This window comes from Microcoleus asticus IPMA8, assembly GCF_013179805.1.
Lineage (GTDB): Bacteria > Cyanobacteriota > Cyanobacteriia > Cyanobacteriales > Microcoleaceae > Microcoleus > Microcoleus asticus.
The window spans coordinates 63,106-79,891 of the sequence record NZ_SRRZ01000019.1; the positions used below are offsets into that span (position 1 = coordinate 63,106).

Sequence of the window (16,786 nt, forward strand, 5' to 3'; positions counted from 1 at the left end):
TGAAGAATTATTCGGATATTTTACCGACTACCCCCACATAGCAGCTTTTTGATAAGAATTATCAATATTTATTTACAGATTCACAAGCAAAATGTATTCACCGTCAAGCTCAAACAAAAATATTAAAAAAATATAAAGAATTAACTGAACATCCCTAATGGGTTTTATTGTCATTTATTGAGAATAATTGCATTAAGTTTTTGACGACAGCAGCAGTGAAATTGCCCGATCGCTAATCAAAGCCAAAGTATTGCGTGTTTTTGAAACTAAAAAGTCCGAATTATTGCTAGTTAATATAGTTATTGGTTTCCGTCACAGCTATGTACTGGCATCCTCTCTTTCCCTAATTTACCGTTAAATTAGGTAATGTGAGGTTTGATAATGGAGACAAAAAATCAACCACTCCCAGCCAGGGAGATGCACAAAATAGTTTGGGTTAGCATCGGAGTTTTGATTATTTTCTTTGTGACTTATCCCATTGCAATGTGGCGTTAGCCAAAAAGAAAAGTTTCGCGGTTTTCACGTCAAGTCTTTGACAATTGAGGGTCAAAATCCCGCTAAGCTAGCAGATGCTAATCCTGTTCCTAATAAATCGGCCCCATCAGCTATTGCGAGTAGCAGTGCGCTTCCGGCTATGGTTACTGACAGTCAAAAAAAGCTGCCTGAAAATTCTCCTGATGTTGCACCTTTTACGAATAAGTCTTCTGAAACAGCTATTGCGAGTAGCCCTAAAGATCAGACTGTTTAAGCTGCACCTGTATCAGCAGGTAAGCAGGAAGTTCAGGCGGTGGATGGAACAAATCAGACAGCAGAAATTACCGATCGCGCTAAACTAGATGAGTTAGCTCTGAAAGTTTACGATCGCATAAATCAGACTTGGCAAACTAGCCCTACTTTCACTCAAAATCTAGTCTATAGGGTCAGTGCAAGTCAAGATGGGGCGATCGGCAATTTCGAGCCACTCAATCAACCAGCCAAGGATTATACCTAACAAACTCCTTTGCCAAATCTGCTCAAATCTGCCGAGACTAGCAACAGCAGCAGTCGCTAAGTTTACTGTAGTATTTGCTCCTACTGGAACCTTAGAAGTTAACCGTAACTCACATACAACACCTATCCGGTAATGTGCAAACTGTGCGCTTTAATTTTACTTTTTAACTTAAATGTGATATTATAAGCAACGCCCTGTAGGGTATTCTACATCTAAAACAACAAATGAAAGAACTTGACGAGAAAAAAACCCAAGAACTGCTATGTACCATCATGGAATGGGAACTAGCAGGAGTCGTGCGCTACACCCACTATGCACTCATGGTGACAGGGCCAAACCGGATTCCCATCGTACAGTTTTTTAAAGCACAAGCAACCGAATCCCTACTCCACGCCCAACAAGCCGGAGAAATTTTAACAGGTTTAGAAGGGCATCCCACCCAAAAAATTGCTACGATCGAAGAAACCTACAAACACTCGGTAAAAGACCTTTTGGAAGAAAGTCTAAATCACGAAAAAAAAGCGCTCAAAAAGTATAAATCTTTACTTGAAGTAGTGACAAACTCCAGCGTTTATCTGGAAGAATATGCCCGCAGTCTGATTGGACAAGAAGAATTGCACCAAGTAGAACTAAAAAAAATGCTGCGGGATTTTAGTTAAGGGAAATAAGAGTCCGCAGTCCTTATTTATGAGTCCTTAGTTACTTCCGAACTGCCTTAAGAATACCTGCTCCTTCTCTTCTTTCTATTCCTTCGTGACAAGAGCGCTAACGCGCCTTCGCGGTTCAATAATTTGATATTCTGCCAGCGCTAAAACAAAAGTTGCTAAGGACTAAGCACTAACTACAAATTAGCAGTTATCAAAAAATGAATTTTACTGAAGCCATCCCAACTTTTGTAATTACCCTCCGCGAAGGCGTTGAAGCCGCTTTAGTCGTGGGAATTGTGCTAGCTTGCTTAAAAAAATCCGAGCAAAGTCACCTCAATTCTTGGGTTTATACAGGTATCGCCGCCGGCATTGCTGCTAGCGCTTGTGTAGGTGCATTATTCAATCTGTTGCTCTACGCGCTCTCAACATCAAATCAGCCTTACGCACCAGTAATTAAGCAACTGCTCGAAGGTTCTCTGGGAATTGTTGCCATAGTAATGCTAAGCTGGATGCTAATTTGGATGACTCAGCAAGCGCGCTTTCTCAAAGCTGAAGTAGAAGGGGCAGTTTCAGCAGCTTTGAAAGAAAATACTAATGCTGGCTGGGGCGTATTCGGCTTAATTTTTATCGCCGTACTTCGCGAAGGTTTTGAAACAGTTATATTTGTCAGCGCTCAATTTCAACAAGGCTTAACTCCGGCTTTAGGTGCTTTGGGTGGTTTGCTTGGGGCGGCAATCATTGGCGCGCTAATCTTCAAGTGGGGCGTCAAAATTGATATCCGCCTATTTTTCAAGTTTATGGGGATTTTGTTGCTGCTAATTGTAGCGGGTTTAGCAGTATCTGCACTCAAACATTTTGACCAAGCGGCTGCCATTTTGTCGCAGATGAATAGCAACTATGCAGCGATTTGTTTTTATTACGATCGCCTCGCACCACTCCACTCTTGTATTTTAGGTCCGATTGTTTGGAATGCAGCGGAAATTTTGCCCGATCGGGAATTTCCGGGAGTGGTTCTCAAAGCACTGTTTGGATACAGAGATCGACTTTATCTCGTCCAAGCGGCGGCTTACACAATATTTTTAGCCACCATCGGCGGTCTTTATTTCCAAAAATTAGGCTTTAAGGCGACTGTTGCCAGCAAAAATACTCAGCCAGCTCGATCGCAAACTCGCCCTTAGTAGGTATGCAAGCGGTTTTTATCGGTTGTTTCGCTGATTTGAGGGCGATCGGAAAATCAGCCCCACTTGCAAAAAAATAGGCTTAAAATTTTCAGGTGGCGGGATTGATTATTTGACTTTTATCCGATACTATTAAACGATATTAATATATTTTGTTTTTTTATAAATACTTATATTGATATTATTTAAATCTAAAGAAGTAAGCACTACCCCTCAACAAACACAATTTTTTTTTAATAAAAATTGACAACTTCAAAAAATTAACAGTTAAGGGTTAACAGGGTTCTGCAAGACGCGGGCTGCCGTTAGGGCGATTCTGTGAAGTCGCAGGCGCACCCTCCAAAAGTTGAAGCTGTTATTGGTCGAAAAAAATCGGCCCCCAGCAAGATTCTTGGCGAACAGTTTTCTGATATGCGCTCCTAGGGCTTATAATTAGTACAAGAATATTTACAGAGCCTGGAAAGTTCTTAATGAACCTTATCATCCTTAATGAAGCTTAAAATTAAAAAATTGTTCGTTAAAGTTACCTGGAATCCCCAGAAGGCTGTAGGCTCTGCCATTCGGTTAGCGGTGAGATAAATAATGATGCCCCGGATACTTGTTATTGATGATGACGCGGCGATCGCCGAACTCGTAGCCGTCAACCTAGAAATGGCTGGCTACGAAGTCACCCAGGCAGAAGACGGCATCAAAGGTCAGGCACTAGCCATACAACTGCTTCCCGACCTGATCATGCTAGATCTGATGCTGCCTAGAGTAGACGGATTCACAGTGTGTCAGCGGTTGCGCCGCGACGAGCGCACAGCCGACATTCCCGTCTTGATGTTGACCGCCTTAAGTCAAACTCAAGACAAAGTAGAAGGCTTCAACTCCGGCGCCGACGATTATCTGACCAAACCCTTTGAACTAGAAGAGATGCTGGCACGAGTGCGAGCCTTGCTGAGGCGCACAGACCGCATCCCCCAAGCTGCCAAACACTCCGAAATCTTGAATTACGGCCCGCTGACCCTTGTCCCCGAAAGGTTTGAAGCTGTTTGGTACGCTAAGACCGTCAAACTGACTCACCTAGAGTTCGAGTTGCTGCACTGCTTGCTCCAACGCCACGGTCAGACAGTCTCTCCCAGCGAAATTCTCAAAGAAGTGTGGGGTTACGACCCCGACGACGACATCGAAACTATTCGCGTACACATCAGACACCTGAGAACCAAGATGGAACCCGATCCCCGCCATCCTCGGTACATCAAAACCGTATACGGGGCGGGTTATTGTCTGGAGTTGCCCAACAACGAGCAAGTAGCCGAAGAAACCAAATCCTCTGCTTGAGCGATCGCGCCCGATGCAACAAGCAATTACAAATCTAGCTAAAAAAGCCTGGGAACACTTGCTCTCAGGCTTTTGATTTGAAATGTCCAGGCCACTCAATGCCTGCATCTTAATAAAATCTTTTATCAATAAATCTATAAATATTTACTGACTGTCAACCTAGACCAGTAATGAAGCTTGTGCGAGCCGATCACTCAAACCCCCTAAAAAATTAGCTTTAAGCTCTTTTGGGCGAGTGGTTTACATATCTTAACTAAAAAAAGTGAAAAAAATTATCATAAAGACTTGACTAAGCAAGCAAAATTGTTGATTATCTATATCAATAAGCGGTTAAAGCTTAAGACTCAACTGACATCTTTCTCAAGAGGTAAATCGCCGTGACAAGCATGGCAAAAAAATCCTTCCCAGCCGAAGCAGAATCCTTTCCCTGGTGGGCCGGTAACGCCCGCTTAATTAACCTTTCCGGTCGTTTGCTGGGTGCTCACGTCGCTCACTCCGGCCTCATCGTCCTCTGGGCGGGAGCCTATACCCTGTTTGAGCTTTCCCGCTTCAACCCAGAATTGCCCATCTACGAACAAGGCTTAATTCTGCTGCCCAACCTAGCCAGACTCGGCTTGGGCGTCGGTGCCGGAGGCAAAATTGTCGATACCTATCCGTACTTCGCCGTTGGCGCGATTCACTTGATCAGCTCAGCCTTTCTCGGCTTCGGCGGCATCTTTCACTCCCTCAAAGGGCCAGAAACCCTCGAAGAAAGAACTCCTTTCTTCGGCTACAGATGGGAAGACAAAGACAAAATGACCACCATCTTGGGCATCCACCTAGTTTTGTTAGGTATCGGTGCCTTCTTGTTGGTGGCCAAAGCTATGTATTTCGGTGGTTTATATGATACCACAGTCGGGCAAGTGCGGGTAATTTCGGAACCCACACTCAACCCTGCTGTCATTTTCGGCTACCTGTTCGGTGCAGGCGGCAAACACTGGCTCGCCGCAGTTGACAACCTCGAAGATGTTGTCGGCGGCCATATCTGGGTAGGAATCCTCTGCATTGCCGGCGCCTTCTGGCACATTCACACTCAACCTTTTCCTTGGGCAAAACGCCTCTTCATCTGGTCAGGAGAAGCTTACCTCTCCTACTGTCTAGGCGCTTTAGCCTTAATAGGATCCATCGCCACCTACTTTGTGACTGTAAATAACACTGTTTATCCAGAGGTTTTTTACGGCCCAGTGGGTTTGAGAGGTTCGGACGCAGCGGTTGTTTCTTCGCGGGCTTGGCTCACGACCAGTCACTTTGTTTTAGCAATTTTGGCGCTTTACGCTCATATTTGGCACGCGCAGCGCCTTCGCACAAAAGCGGCGGGATTTGATTTTTGGTCTGGGGATTTTGAAAGGCGAACTGCTGGCAAAGTACAAGTTGCAAGCGCACCAACAGCGGTGAGTTTTTCGGATATAACTGTGACTTTTTTGAGAAATTTGCCTATTTACTGCAAGGGTTTTTCTCTGATATTCCGGGAATTGGAAGTGAGTTTAGCTCACGGATATTTCCTAGTAGGAGCCATTGCTCTGTTGATTCGGTTGCAGGAAAAAGGGTTGACACTGCTGGCGGATTTGCTGCCGACGCTGGCATTGATTTTGATTTTGGCGATCGCCAAAATTGGGAAAAAGACAAGTCATTCTATTGGCATAAAACTCCCGAAGACGCAAGTTTATTGCAGGGCGGTTTTGTCATCGGTGGCACATCGGGAGCTTTTCTCGGCTATTTGCTGCTAAAAAGTGTTTCTGGTATAAATTCCATTCTGCGGGGTTCTGTGAATTAACTGCTCCGCCTGCGGTTGACATCAGTCGATCGCAAGCTGAGAGACTTAGGAATTGCGAAACAGACTTTCATCCGCTGAGTTTCTGAAAGCCTTTCCTCGTTGTAACAGCACAATTGCACACAGAAACTCGAGGGCATCATTCCTCTTTTTTACCTACCAAGTGCCTTCAGATTGTACTCAACTTTGGAACAATAACCGTATGACTGTCTTTTTCTAATGTTTCTGTATCACTTTGATGTTTCTGTTTTTGTGGAGTGTTTCATTAGCATTGGGAGGAGGACTCCATCAAATCAAGCGATCGGCTCAAATTTCTTGTTCAGAGTGCCAGTTTTTTACTAATGACTACCGCCTCAAATGTACATTGCGACCCTGTGTTATTTGTGCTGAGGAAACGAGCGGTTGCAATGACTTTGAACCTAAGACTTGTTTTGCCAATGCTTGTCAGCACTATTGCTATCAAATTCACAAAAATTACGCAACAATACCGACCAACCACTTTTTCAGTTCCACCTTTAACAAGGGGGATAGGTGGCTAGCCGATTCCTCCTTGCTAAAGGGGTAGTCTAAACTTAGATTGCTATTGCTATCAAAAAATACACTTGAGGATAATCGCACAAGGAGCGCGAATAAATAACAGATAATCAAGTAAAATTCCCGTTCAACTTTTTTATTTTTTACGACATGAATTTATACAGCGCTAACTCACTCAAACTCGAACTAAATCAGAGAGGCTGCCGCCTGACTCCCCAGCGAGAAACTATTTTGAGCGTTTTTCAAAGTCTGCGGCAAGGAAATCATTTGAGTGCCGAAGAATTATACCAGACTTTGCAGAATCAAGGAGAAAGAATTGGCTTGTCAACTGTCTACCGCACCCTGCATTTATTAGCAAGGATTGGGATTCTGCGTGAACTAGAATTAGCAGAAGGACACAAACATTACGAACTGAATTTGCAGGAATTGCACCACCACCACCATCTGGTTTGCATTCAGTGTCATAAAACCTTTGAATTTAGCGATGAATCGATTTCAAAAATTGGCAAAAAGCAAGTTGAAAAAGCTGGTGTAGAGCTGCTTGACTGTCAATTAACTGTGCGTGCTGTTTGTTTGGAAGCGCTGCGAGAGGGATGGCCTTCTTTGCTGCCGAGCAATTGGTCGTGTCCGAGATCTCATTCCGAAATTGAGGAGGAAATTAGTTGAGTTGGATGAAACTCATATTTTGCACCATTCTTGCTTAAAACGCCCGACGACCTGTTCCACAAAGAGTGAGTTTTCTGGTGGGCCGTTGCTCTTCTAGCCTGCTCCTAAAAAACCTATTGAAAATGGTGCAATATCTTAGATGGAATACACTTCGGTAATAGGGAATTTGTAACTCTTTAACTCAGGTACGGCAATAGCGTTGCAAGGAATGTTTGCGAAGTGATTGTTCATAAAGCAATCTTACGCATTCACAACTTGGCGTCTTTCCCTTCCCCTTAATAGCGTAGCAAGGAATGTTAGCGAAGCAATTCTTAGGAAAGCAATCTCACGCCTTCACAACTTGCAGCCTTCCCCTTCCCCTTTGGTCAAGCAACCTCAGAATCGCTACGTTGGTGTTCCATCCGAAATATGTTAGCGTACAAACTAGCAACAATCTGTTTGCCTTCCTGCGTCAACTGCAAGTAACCGAGAGATTCACTGATGTGCGGATAAATGCCGCTCCAGTAAAACTTAGAGTAGCTTTGCAGCAAGTCGCCCGGATGTCGGTATCCCAAAAGTTTAGTAGCACCGCTTTCTTCCAACTCGTAAAACAGCGCGCCTATTTTCTGCAAATATTGCGGGTTGCTGAGCTGACCTATCAAGTCAGCACCGCGAACTAAACTAGAGTAATTAACTGCATCCTCGTCAGTGTAGCCATCAAGCACCGAGAAACGAGTTTGTTCTATGTTCTGCTTAATTATCTCAGCATTAATTAGCTTGTGGTTGCCGAAGCGCTCGTCAATGAACAATTTAGCTCTGTCAACTCGGTAAGGAGCTAAGCTAGCCGCTGTTGCACCGGGAGCAAGTGCAATTCTCATGCCATCTTTTCCCGTAGCATACAATCCTTCGGCTTCTTGGTCTTGTCGGCAAACTCCTTTGACATATCCAATATCTTGGCACAGCAAAGAAATGATGAAGTGCAGCCAATCTTCGCAGGAAACTCCCCCCTTGCGAATGTGTTTTCCCCGCAAGATTTCTTGACCGACTAAGGTAATGCAAATGGCGTGTTCTATATTGTGATAAAGAGCGTCGCTGTTGGCGATGTTTTCTAACGCCATTGCCCCCACCCAGCCAATAATATCAGCATAGTCTGATTTGTAGCCTCCGTAAGTGCGGCTGTACCCGTCCTGAAGTTGTTCGATGAAAGCCTCTATCAGCAGTTCTGTATAATTAAACATACCCTGTCCTTTTACTTTAATATGGCCTTTCAAGAGCGGTGAATCTATTTGAGAAACCTCTAATTTTATGGATGAGATTTTAACTCACAACTCATGCACCCCGTGGTTGTTCGCGGCTAGCGCGGCAATCTCAAAACTCATGGACGCCGCTACGCCCGGGGAGTCATGAAGCAATCTCGCGCCCGCACTCAAAACTCCCAAGCAACTGAGTCCATCACTGACACCTATTCCCGCCTTACTGCATAGAGTAGCCTGCTGATAATTTTTCGATCGTCTGAAGTTTTTAAACTGTGAGAATTAATTGCGTATTGAATTTGCTGCAACTGACTCCGATCAATTTTACCGAATTTCCCAATGTTCAAGTAAAGTTCGGAAATTCCATATTCAGGAATATAAGCTTTGATTGTCATCTGCGGTCAACTTAATGTATATTTCTTATTGTCCGGCAATTTTAGATAACTTTATGTGATGTCGATCGACCCCTGAGTGTGATGCTGAGACTGTGATGCGCTCGCAGGCTAGAGTTGATGGGCGTTTCCGACAAATGGTGATTTGATCGATATTTCGAGCGTCATAAATTTTGCTGACGGCTGTGATTAGCCTGACGGTTGCGTTTAGATCGTAATTATGTCACATATCATTTGCCCGTTGAGATCGCAAGTCGAAACTGGCACCAAGGAAAGAAGTTCGACAGCCTTGCCAAATTCCTTGCCAAAGAAAGTCGAGTCGTGTACTATATAGAGTCTGGTATCCTCACTTACCCATAATTATTTTCATTCATCCCGTCCCCCTAGAGGGGAAGGGACTTTCAGTGCGGATGCCCCTAAATCACTATACTCAGCAAAAAGCTAGAAATGCCGTAACTCATGCCCACTATTCAGCAACTCATCCGTTCAGCACGGGAACAAACGCAGAAAAAAACCAAATCGCCAGCTCTCAAGAGTTGCCCGCAGCGCCGCGGAGTTTGCACCAGAGTGTACACGACCACCCCGAAAAAACCCAACTCGGCGCTGCGGAAGGTGGCTCGGGTACGGCTGACCTCTGGTTTTGAAGTGACAGCCTACATCCCAGGGATCGGTCACAACTTGCAAGAACACTCGGTAGTAATGATCCGGGGCGGTCGGGTAAAAGATTTGCCCGGAGTTAGATACCACATCATTCGCGGTACATTAGACACCGCTGGGGTCAAAGACCGCAAGCAGGCTCGTTCCAAATACGGGGCCAAGCGTCCTAAAGAGAAAAAATAACTAGGATCTCGCCCGATCGGGGTTGGGAAGCAACAATAAATCCGATCGCGCCGATCGCACGCTCGATCATCATAGATCGAGATATGACTCCAAAACCCCAAACTCAATCATTCAAAATCAAAAATCCCCAATAGAACTATGTCTCGCCGCACAGTTATTCAAAAACGTCCTGTTCCGCCAGATCCAACCTACAACAGCCGGTTGGTAAGCATGATGGTGAGACGGATCATGCAGCACGGCAAAAAATCCGTTGCCTCCAGCATCGTCTACGACGCCCTCAAAACCATCCAAGAACGCACAGGGGCTGAACCGTTAGACTTGTTTGAAAAAGCAGTCAAAAACGCTACACCCCTGGTCGAAGTCAAAGCCCGCCGGGTAGGTGGCGCCACCTACCAAGTGCCGATGGAAGTGCGTTCCGATCGCGGTACGACCCTCGCCCTCCGCTGGCTGATTAGATTTGCCCGCGCCCGCACAGGCCGCTCGATGGCAGCCAAGCTAGCCAACGAACTGATGGATGCAGCTAACGAAACAGGCAGTGCCATTCGCAAGCGCGAAGAAACACACCGCATGGCCGAAGCTAACAAGGCTTTTGCTCACTACCGGTACTAACTGCTAAATCGGGCATGGAGAAGAGCGCGATCGTGCGGTATAAAAGCACCGGGCGAGAAATTGGCAAGTGTAAGTTTTGATTGTTGAGATTGCTTCCCTTGGCGCAGTTGCCCGATCGCGCAAGCAAACTCAAAACTCCCAAAATCAAAATTCACGCACTAAAAATTCACGCACTCTCTGAATCCTCCATGTCGCATCCTTAATATTTTTGTAAACAAATCTTGCAAAAAATATTAAAATGTAACAAGAAGCTCCAGGCACTGTTGTAATTTGCTGGGAGTGCAAAATAGGGTTTCTGTGTAGTATAATAGTATTATAACAGCAACACAAGATTAAGGAGGTAGCTGTGGCACGTACCGTCCCGCTAGAAAAAACTCGCAACATCGGCATCGCAGCCCACATCGACGCGGGCAAAACAACAACAACTGAAAGAATTCTGTTCTATTCAGGCATGGTTCACAAAATGGGTGAAGTGCACGAGGGAACAGCAGTCACTGACTGGATGGAGCAAGAGCGGGAGCGGGGAATTACAATTACTGCCGCTGCTATCACCACCAGTTGGAAAGATTACAAAATCAACATCATCGACACTCCCGGACACGTAGACTTCACGATCGAAGTCGAACGCTCGATGCGAGTGCTCGACGGAGTGATCGCAGTGTTCTGCTCGGTAGGGGGAGTGCAGCCCCAATCGGAAACAGTTTGGCGACAAGCAGATCGGTACAAAGTACCGCGGATCGTGTTCGTCAACAAAATGGATCGGATGGGCGCAAACTTCTACAAAGTCTACGGCCAAATTCGCGATCGAATGAGAGCGAACGCCGTACCCATCCAAATCCCGATCGGCAGCGAAGAAAACTTCCGGGGAATTGTAGACTTAGTGCAAATGAAAGCCTATATCTACAACAACGACACGGGAACCGACATCGAGGAAGTAGAAATTCCCGATGAAGTAAAAGAGCTAGCGGCAGAATACCGCACCAAGCTGATCGAGTCCGTAGCAGAAACCAACGACGCCCTCACCGAGAAATACCTCGAAGGCGAAGAGTTAACAGAAGCAGAAATTCGTGCAGCTTTGCGCGCTGGCACGATCTCTGGCACGATCGTCCCCATGCTCTGCGGTTCGGCGTTCAAAAACAAAGGCGTTCAGTTGTTGTTGGATTCAGTGATCGACTACCTGCCGTCGCCCTTGGAAGTTCCCCCAATTCAAGGACTCCTGCCCAACGGCGACACAGCAGAAAGATTTGCAGACGACAACGCGCCCCTGTCAGCCCTGGCATTCAAAATCATGGCTGATCCCTACGGCCGCCTGACCTTCGTTCGCGTCTACTCGGGTATCCTCAAAAAAGGCACCTACGTCCTCAACTCCACCAAAGACAAAAAAGAGCGGGTGTCTCGCTTAATTGTCCTCAAAGCCGACGATCGGATAGAAGTTGAGGAACTGCGGGCAGGAGACTTGGGAGCAGCCTTGGGTTTGAAAGACACCTTCACCGGCGACACCCTCAGCGAAGAAGGATCGCCAGTGATTCTGGAATCTCTGTTTATTCCAGAGCCAGTCATCTCGGTGGCTGTCGAACCCAAAACCAAACAAGACATGGAGAAGCTCTCCAAAGCCCTCCAGTCGCTCTCGGAAGAAGACCCCACCTTCCGAGTTAACGTGGACCCTGAAACCAACCAGACAGTCATCGCCGGCATGGGCGAACTGCACCTGGAAATCCTGGTAGACAGGATGCTGCGGGAATTCAAAGTAGAAGCGAACGTGGGTCAGCCCCAAGTAGCCTACCGCGAAACCATTCGCAAATCCGTCCGCGCCGAAGGTAAATTTATCCGCCAAAGCGGCGGTAAAGGTCAGTACGGTCACGTCGTGATCGAACTAGAACCCACCGAAGTCGGAAGCGGCTTTGAATTTGTCTCCAAAATTGTTGGTGGCACTGTACCCAAAGAGTACATCGGCCCGGCAGAACAAGGGATGAAAGAAGCCTGCGAATCAGGTATTGTAGCAGGATATCCCGTGATTGACCTCAAAGCTACTATGGTAGACGGGTCTTTCCACGACGTAGACTCCTCAGAAATGGCATTTAAGATCGCCGGTTCAATGGCGATCAAAGAAGCCGTGATGAAGGCGTCCCCCGTGCTGCTAGAGCCTATGATGAAAGTAGAGGTTGAAGTTCCCGAAGATTACATCGGGAACGTCATCGGCGACCTCAACTCGCGTCGGGGTCAGATCGAGGGTCAAGAGACGGATCAGGGAATTGCCAAAGTTTCTGTAAAAGTTCCACTAGCAGAAATGTTTGGCTACGCTACTGACATCCGCTCGAAAACCCAAGGTCGAGGCATCTTCACAATGGAATTCAGCCATTACGAAGAAGTGCCGCGAAATGTGGCTGAAGCCATTATCGCTAAGAACAAAGGTAACTAACGATTTTGAATTTTAGATTTTGGATTTTGGATGAAATCCAAAGTCTAAAATCTAAAATGTTAAAATCTAAAATCGCTAAAAGAAACAAGGAACAAATCGAGAATGGCACGCGCAAAATTTGAACGGACTAAACCCCACGTAAACATCGGTACGATCGGTCACGTTGACCACGGCAAAACAACTTTGACCGCCGCGATTACGATGACTCTCTCTGCACTAGGTCAAGCAAAGGCTAAGAACTACGCCGACATCGACGCCGCGCCTGAAGAAAAAGCACGGGGTATTACGATTAATACTGCTCACGTCGAGTACGAAACCACAGATAGGCACTATGCCCACGTTGATTGCCCCGGACACGCTGACTATGTGAAAAACATGATCACCGGTGCGGCTCAAATGGACGGCGGTATCCTAGTAGTGTCAGCAGCAGACGGCCCCATGCCTCAAACTCGCGAACACATCCTGCTGGCTAAGCAAGTTGGCGTTCCCAGCTTGGTTGTTTTCTTGAACAAGGAAGACATGGTAGATGACGCAGAACTACTGGAACTCGTCGAACTCGAAGTTCGCGAACTCCTGAGCTCTTACGATTTTCCGGGTGATGACATCCCCATCGTGACTGGTTCGGGATTGCAAGCTCTCGAAGCGATGATTGCTAACCCCAAGACCAAGAAGGGCGACAATCCTTGGGTTGACAAGATTTACAAGCTGATGGAAGAAGTAGATTCTTACATCCCCACCCCAGAACGCGAAGTTGACAAGCCTTTCTTGATGGCAGTTGAAGACGTATTCTCGATTACTGGTCGGGGTACTGTTGCCACTGGTCGGATTGAGCGCGGCACAATCAAAGTCGGCGAAACAGTAGAAGTGATTGGCCTTAAGGACACTCGCAACACTACGGTGACTGGTGTGGAAATGTTCCAGAAGTCGTTGGAACAAGGCATAGCCGGCGACAACGTGGGTCTACTGCTGCGGGGGATTTTAAAGGAGGATATTGAAAGAGGCATGGTAATTGCCAAGCCCAAATCCATCAGTCCTCACACTCAGTTTGAATCTGAAGTTTATATCCTCAAAAAGGAAGAAGGCGGCCGTCACACGCCCTTTTTCTCTGGCTATCGCCCTCAATTCTACGTCCGTACCACTGACGTAACCGGTACGATCGCACAATTCACTGCTGATGACGGTACTGAAGCAGAAATGGTGATGCCCGGTGACCGGATTAAAATGACTGTTGAGTTGATCCACCCGATCGCGATCGAACAAGGAATGCGCTTCGCTATCCGCGAAGGCGGCCGCACCGTCGGCGCCGGCGTTGTTTCCAAAATCCTCAAGTAGGACTCCGATAACAGCTTAAATAGCAGAAAAGCCGCCAAATTAAATTAGGCTTTTCTGCTATTTAGTGATTAGTTATTAGTGATGAGTCCGCAGTTAGCAGTTAGCCTAAAAACAACTGCAAACAGGCAACAGACAACAAAAAACAAACTGAACCTAGAAAATTCAAGAAACAAAAATGGCAACAATTCAACAGCAAAAAATTCGCATTCGCCTCAAAGCTTTCGATCGCCGAATTCTAGACGCATCCTGCGAAAAGATTGTAGATACAGCAAATCGCACAGCAGCCACAGCGATCGGCCCGATTCCCCTACCGACAAAACGGCGGATTTACTGCTTGCTGCGATCGCCCCACGTAGACAAAGATTCTCGCGAACACTTTGAAACCCGCACGCACCGCCGGATTATCGACATTCACCAGCCATCGGCCAAAACAATTGACGCTTTGATGAAACTGGATTTGCCCGCCGGCGTAGATATCGAAGTCAAGCTGTAGATTGACTCATAGAAAACTCGAAAAGAAGGAACAAAGATTAAACAAATAGTTCCTTCTTTTTGTTGAAATTTCCCTACTCATTAGATATTAGTTATTAGTTAATAATCATCAATAATTTCAGCTCCGGCACGAACTTAAATAATTATTCTTAATTAAGGCGCGAGCGCTACAAAAACCATCCTTTAGCAGTCGCTATCATCGCCTTCAGGATCACTTAGTTCAGCAAAAAGGTATATTTAGCATTTTGACGAAATAACGCCTTTGTAAAGCCGCCAGCACGGGAGATAGCGATCCGTCGATGCCCTTGCCACCGGAAAAGCCCGATCGCTCCTGCCCCGGAATTGCCTGAAATCAGTTAAAGTAAGAAAAAGAAGCGCAAGTACCGTCACTTTTGAGCGACAATGGCATCCTCTTCCTCTGTAGCAGTTCGCGAACTCCCCTTATTTCCGTTGCCGGAAGTGGTTCTATTTCCAGGTAGACCGCTGCCGCTGCAAATCTTCGAGTTTCGCTATCGAATCATGATGAATACGATTCTGGAGGGCGATCGCCGTTTTGGTGTACTCATGTGGGACCCCAACCAAAACAAAGTCTCTGCCGTCGGTTGTTGCGCCGAAGTGATTCACTGTCAGCGACTCCCCGACGATCGCATGAAAATTATGACTATCGGCCAGCAGCGGTTCCGAGTGCTCGACGCGGTTCGGGAAAAACCCTATTTAGTCGGTCTAGTAGAATGGATTGAAGACGAACCGCCGCAAAAAGACCTGAGACCTTTGGGAAAAGATGTCGAACAACTGCTGAGAGATGTAGTTCGCCTCTCCAGCAAATTGATGGATCAGCCGATCGACCTGCCGGAAGACATTCCCAGTTTGCCCACCGAATTGTCCTATTGGGTAGCCAGCTACCTTTACGGTGCAGCGACAGAACAGCAAACTCTTTTAGAATTGCAGGATACTGCTGCGAGATTGGAACGCGAAACCGAGATTTTGACTTCTACTCGCAATCACTTGGCAGCGAGGACTGTACTTAAAGATACGCTCAAGTAGCAAATTTGCGCAGGAAAAAGTACGATCGGTTTTGCCTGCATTGAAGCAAGAATTACACACAAATCACACGATTTTCGATTTTCGATTGGGAATGATTGATGAACTAAGGGTTCGGATCGCGGGCTGACACTTCCATGATTTTTTGGAACTACTAGCTGTTTAATCCTTAACTTCACACAGGTTCGGACAGGTTCTTTATAGCAGTAAATGCTTGTGTTAGAAAATCTCGGCCAACCGAAACCATACGATGCAGTTAAAGGCGGTCAACTGCCGCCTCCTGTGGGCGGTGTCGTACTCGGCGGACTAGCAGGAGTTAAACACCGGCTGTCTAGTTCTGTCATCGAACATCGAATCGCCGCCCTGACAGAGACATTGAATTACGGCGATGCAGGCTTAAAAATAGTCATCCAGATTTGTCAAAGCGAAACAGGGCCAGTGCAGCGGGCAGCCTGCGATTTACTGCGAAAAAGACTGAGTTCGATCGCCCGCGAAAAATTACAGGCTTTTGTAGCTTCAAGTTCAGATTCAGAAGCTGAGGTAGACAGCACTCAAAAAATATTAGATCGCTCATCCGGTGCAGTCTCAGAAAAAAATCACGATCGGGAGTTGTCCGAAGCACAGTTAATATTTGAGACAATTACGCAGCAGATACAACCAAATTTGTTGCTGTTAGAAGCATTGGTAGCCTCTGTAGAGCGCGAAGAATTTACCAGCGAACTGATGAATCTTTGGGAACTTTTAATCTTAGAAATTCAGGAACCTCTCAAAGAACTGCGTCAGGCTGTTGGCAGCGCGATTTCCGCCCAACTGCGCATTCAGTGGCAGTACAATCAAGCTGAATCTCAAGCCAATCAGTGGCAGCAGCGAGCTTTGCTAGCTCTTCAGAAAGAGGATGAAAATTCAGTCCGCCTCGCCTTGGTTCGCAAGCAGATTCAATTCGATCGGGCGGCAGAACTAAAAATTGACTTAGACGACCAAACTGTGCGAGTAGAAACTCTCAATCGCAACTTGCTGGCTTTGGAAAGTAAGATTACTGAAGCTAATTCCAAGAAAGAGATCCTCAAGATGCAGCTTCATTTTGCTAGGGTACAAAAGCAAATAGATTTCACTTTCAGCCAAGTCAATAGTATATTTTTTAGTCCTTAGTTGTGGGATTCTCCGATTATATATTGCGCGATCTCAAACTCTGTAGTTTAGACTAACCAAAGATGAGAACGGTGGCCAAAGAAGAACTAGAGCCACCGCGCCAGGAGAGAATGAGGGTGAAAAAGAAAACC

The 16,786-nt window shown here is 46.3% G+C and carries 17 protein-coding genes; 14 read left to right on the forward strand and 3 right to left on the reverse strand.

What is annotated here, in order from left to right:
- Positions 1 to 478: 478 nt before the first annotated feature.
- The 7 genes from E5S67_RS32305 (at position 479) to E5S67_RS07435 (ending at position 7,149) form a co-directional block, all read left to right on the forward strand.
- Complete coding sequence (locus E5S67_RS32305) at positions 479 to 748, forward strand: hypothetical protein (protein ID WP_216670270.1); 270 nt, start codon at positions 479 to 481, stop codon at positions 746 to 748.
- Between the two features lie 39 nt (positions 749 to 787).
- Complete coding sequence (locus E5S67_RS07410) at positions 788 to 991, forward strand: hypothetical protein (protein ID WP_172186429.1); 204 nt, start codon at positions 788 to 790, stop codon at positions 989 to 991.
- 224 nt (positions 992 to 1,215) lie between these two features.
- Positions 1,216 to 1,650: a ferritin-like domain-containing protein gene (locus E5S67_RS07415; RefSeq protein WP_172186430.1), complete on the forward strand. Its 435-nt coding sequence runs from the start codon at positions 1,216 to 1,218 to the stop codon at positions 1,648 to 1,650.
- Positions 1,651 to 1,856: 206 nt separating this feature from the next.
- Entirely contained in the window at positions 1,857 to 2,816 is a 960-nt protein-coding gene (locus E5S67_RS07420) for an FTR1 family iron permease (RefSeq protein WP_172186431.1), read from the forward strand.
- Positions 2,817 to 3,401: 585 nt separating this feature from the next.
- Entirely contained in the window at positions 3,402 to 4,139 is a 738-nt protein-coding gene (locus E5S67_RS07425) for a response regulator transcription factor (protein ID WP_172186445.1), read from the forward strand.
- Between the two features lie 386 nt (positions 4,140 to 4,525).
- Positions 4,526 to 5,905 carry a chlorophyll a/b binding light-harvesting protein gene (locus E5S67_RS07430; protein WP_172186432.1) on the forward strand — a complete coding sequence of 460 codons (1,380 nt, stop codon included), beginning with the start codon at positions 4,526 to 4,528 and terminating at the stop codon, positions 5,903 to 5,905.
- A 728-nt stretch (positions 5,906 to 6,633) separates the two neighbouring features.
- Positions 6,634 to 7,149, forward strand: a complete 516-nt coding sequence (locus E5S67_RS07435) for a Fur family transcriptional regulator (RefSeq protein ID WP_172186433.1) — start codon at positions 6,634 to 6,636, stop codon at positions 7,147 to 7,149.
- 365 nt (positions 7,150 to 7,514) lie between these two features.
- Here E5S67_RS07435 and E5S67_RS07440 read toward each other — a convergent pair whose 3' ends face one another.
- Positions 7,515 to 8,366, reverse strand: a complete 852-nt coding sequence (locus E5S67_RS07440; RefSeq protein WP_172186434.1) for an Npun_R2479 family HD domain-containing metalloprotein — start codon at positions 8,364 to 8,366, stop codon at positions 7,515 to 7,517.
- A gap of 224 nt (positions 8,367 to 8,590) precedes the next feature.
- Positions 8,591 to 8,776 carry a hypothetical protein gene (locus tag E5S67_RS07445; protein WP_172186435.1) on the reverse strand — a complete coding sequence of 62 codons (186 nt, stop codon included), beginning with the start codon at positions 8,774 to 8,776 and terminating at the stop codon, positions 8,591 to 8,593.
- Positions 8,777 to 9,232: 456 nt separating this feature from the next.
- Between E5S67_RS07445 and rpsL the strand changes: the two genes are divergently transcribed.
- Positions 9,233 to 9,613, forward strand: coding sequence for a 30S ribosomal protein S12 (gene rpsL, locus E5S67_RS07450; RefSeq protein WP_172186436.1), 381 nt, complete (start codon positions 9,233 to 9,235; stop codon positions 9,611 to 9,613).
- A 138-nt stretch (positions 9,614 to 9,751) separates the two neighbouring features.
- The gene (gene rpsG, locus E5S67_RS07455; RefSeq protein WP_006632196.1) at positions 9,752 to 10,222 is read left to right on the forward strand and encodes a 30S ribosomal protein S7; all 471 of its coding nucleotides are present in this window, start codon (positions 9,752 to 9,754) and stop codon (positions 10,220 to 10,222) included.
- Here the strand turns inward: rpsG and E5S67_RS07460 are convergent.
- The gene (locus E5S67_RS07460) at positions 10,219 to 10,377 is read right to left on the reverse strand and encodes a hypothetical protein (RefSeq protein WP_172186437.1); all 159 of its coding nucleotides are present in this window, start codon (positions 10,375 to 10,377) and stop codon (positions 10,219 to 10,221) included. The genes rpsG and E5S67_RS07460 overlap by 4 nt on opposite strands.
- Positions 10,378 to 10,568: 191 nt before the next feature.
- Here E5S67_RS07460 and fusA point away from each other — a divergent pair, with 191 nt between their 5' ends.
- From fusA to E5S67_RS07485, 5 genes are all read left to right on the forward strand, one after another.
- On the forward strand, positions 10,569 to 12,641 hold the full coding sequence (gene fusA, locus E5S67_RS07465; RefSeq protein ID WP_172186438.1) for an elongation factor G: 2,073 nt from the start codon (positions 10,569 to 10,571) through the stop codon (positions 12,639 to 12,641).
- Positions 12,642 to 12,743: 102 nt separating this feature from the next.
- Positions 12,744 to 13,973 carry an elongation factor Tu gene (gene tuf, locus E5S67_RS07470; protein WP_172186439.1) on the forward strand — a complete coding sequence of 410 codons (1,230 nt, stop codon included), beginning with the start codon at positions 12,744 to 12,746 and terminating at the stop codon, positions 13,971 to 13,973.
- Between the two features lie 175 nt (positions 13,974 to 14,148).
- Positions 14,149 to 14,466, forward strand: a complete 318-nt coding sequence (rpsJ, locus tag E5S67_RS07475; RefSeq protein WP_006632193.1) for a 30S ribosomal protein S10 — start codon at positions 14,149 to 14,151, stop codon at positions 14,464 to 14,466.
- A 401-nt stretch (positions 14,467 to 14,867) separates the two neighbouring features.
- Complete coding sequence (locus tag E5S67_RS07480) at positions 14,868 to 15,509, forward strand: LON peptidase substrate-binding domain-containing protein (RefSeq protein WP_172186440.1); 642 nt, start codon at positions 14,868 to 14,870, stop codon at positions 15,507 to 15,509.
- A 207-nt stretch (positions 15,510 to 15,716) separates the two neighbouring features.
- Positions 15,717 to 16,655, forward strand: a complete 939-nt coding sequence (locus E5S67_RS07485; protein WP_172186441.1) for a PspA/IM30 family protein — start codon at positions 15,717 to 15,719, stop codon at positions 16,653 to 16,655.
- The last annotated feature ends 131 nt before the right edge of the window (positions 16,656 to 16,786 follow it).

Coding starts and splice junctions, on each gene's coding strand:
- E5S67_RS07415 (WP_172186430.1), top strand. CDS start 1,216: ATGAAAGAACTTGACGAGAAAAAAACCCAAGAACTGCTATGTACCATC.
- E5S67_RS07420 (WP_172186431.1), top strand. CDS start 1,857: ATGAATTTTACTGAAGCCATCCCAACTTTTGTAATTACCCTCCGCGAA.
- E5S67_RS07425 (WP_172186445.1), top strand. CDS start 3,402: ATGCCCCGGATACTTGTTATTGATGATGACGCGGCGATCGCCGAACTC.
- E5S67_RS07430 (WP_172186432.1), top strand. CDS start 4,526: ATGGCAAAAAAATCCTTCCCAGCCGAAGCAGAATCCTTTCCCTGGTGG.
- E5S67_RS07435 (WP_172186433.1), top strand. CDS start 6,634: ATGAATTTATACAGCGCTAACTCACTCAAACTCGAACTAAATCAGAGA.
- E5S67_RS07440 (WP_172186434.1), bottom strand. CDS start 8,366: ATGTTTAATTATACAGAACTGCTGATAGAGGCTTTCATCGAACAACTT.
- E5S67_RS07445 (WP_172186435.1), bottom strand. CDS start 8,776: ATGACAATCAAAGCTTATATTCCTGAATATGGAATTTCCGAACTTTAC.
- rpsL (WP_172186436.1), top strand. CDS start 9,233: ATGCCCACTATTCAGCAACTCATCCGTTCAGCACGGGAACAAACGCAG.
- rpsG (WP_006632196.1), top strand. CDS start 9,752: ATGTCTCGCCGCACAGTTATTCAAAAACGTCCTGTTCCGCCAGATCCA.
- tuf (WP_172186439.1), top strand. CDS start 12,744: ATGGCACGCGCAAAATTTGAACGGACTAAACCCCACGTAAACATCGGT.
- rpsJ (WP_006632193.1), top strand. CDS start 14,149: ATGGCAACAATTCAACAGCAAAAAATTCGCATTCGCCTCAAAGCTTTC.
- E5S67_RS07480 (WP_172186440.1), top strand. CDS start 14,868: ATGGCATCCTCTTCCTCTGTAGCAGTTCGCGAACTCCCCTTATTTCCG.
- E5S67_RS07485 (WP_172186441.1), top strand. CDS start 15,717: ATGCTTGTGTTAGAAAATCTCGGCCAACCGAAACCATACGATGCAGTT.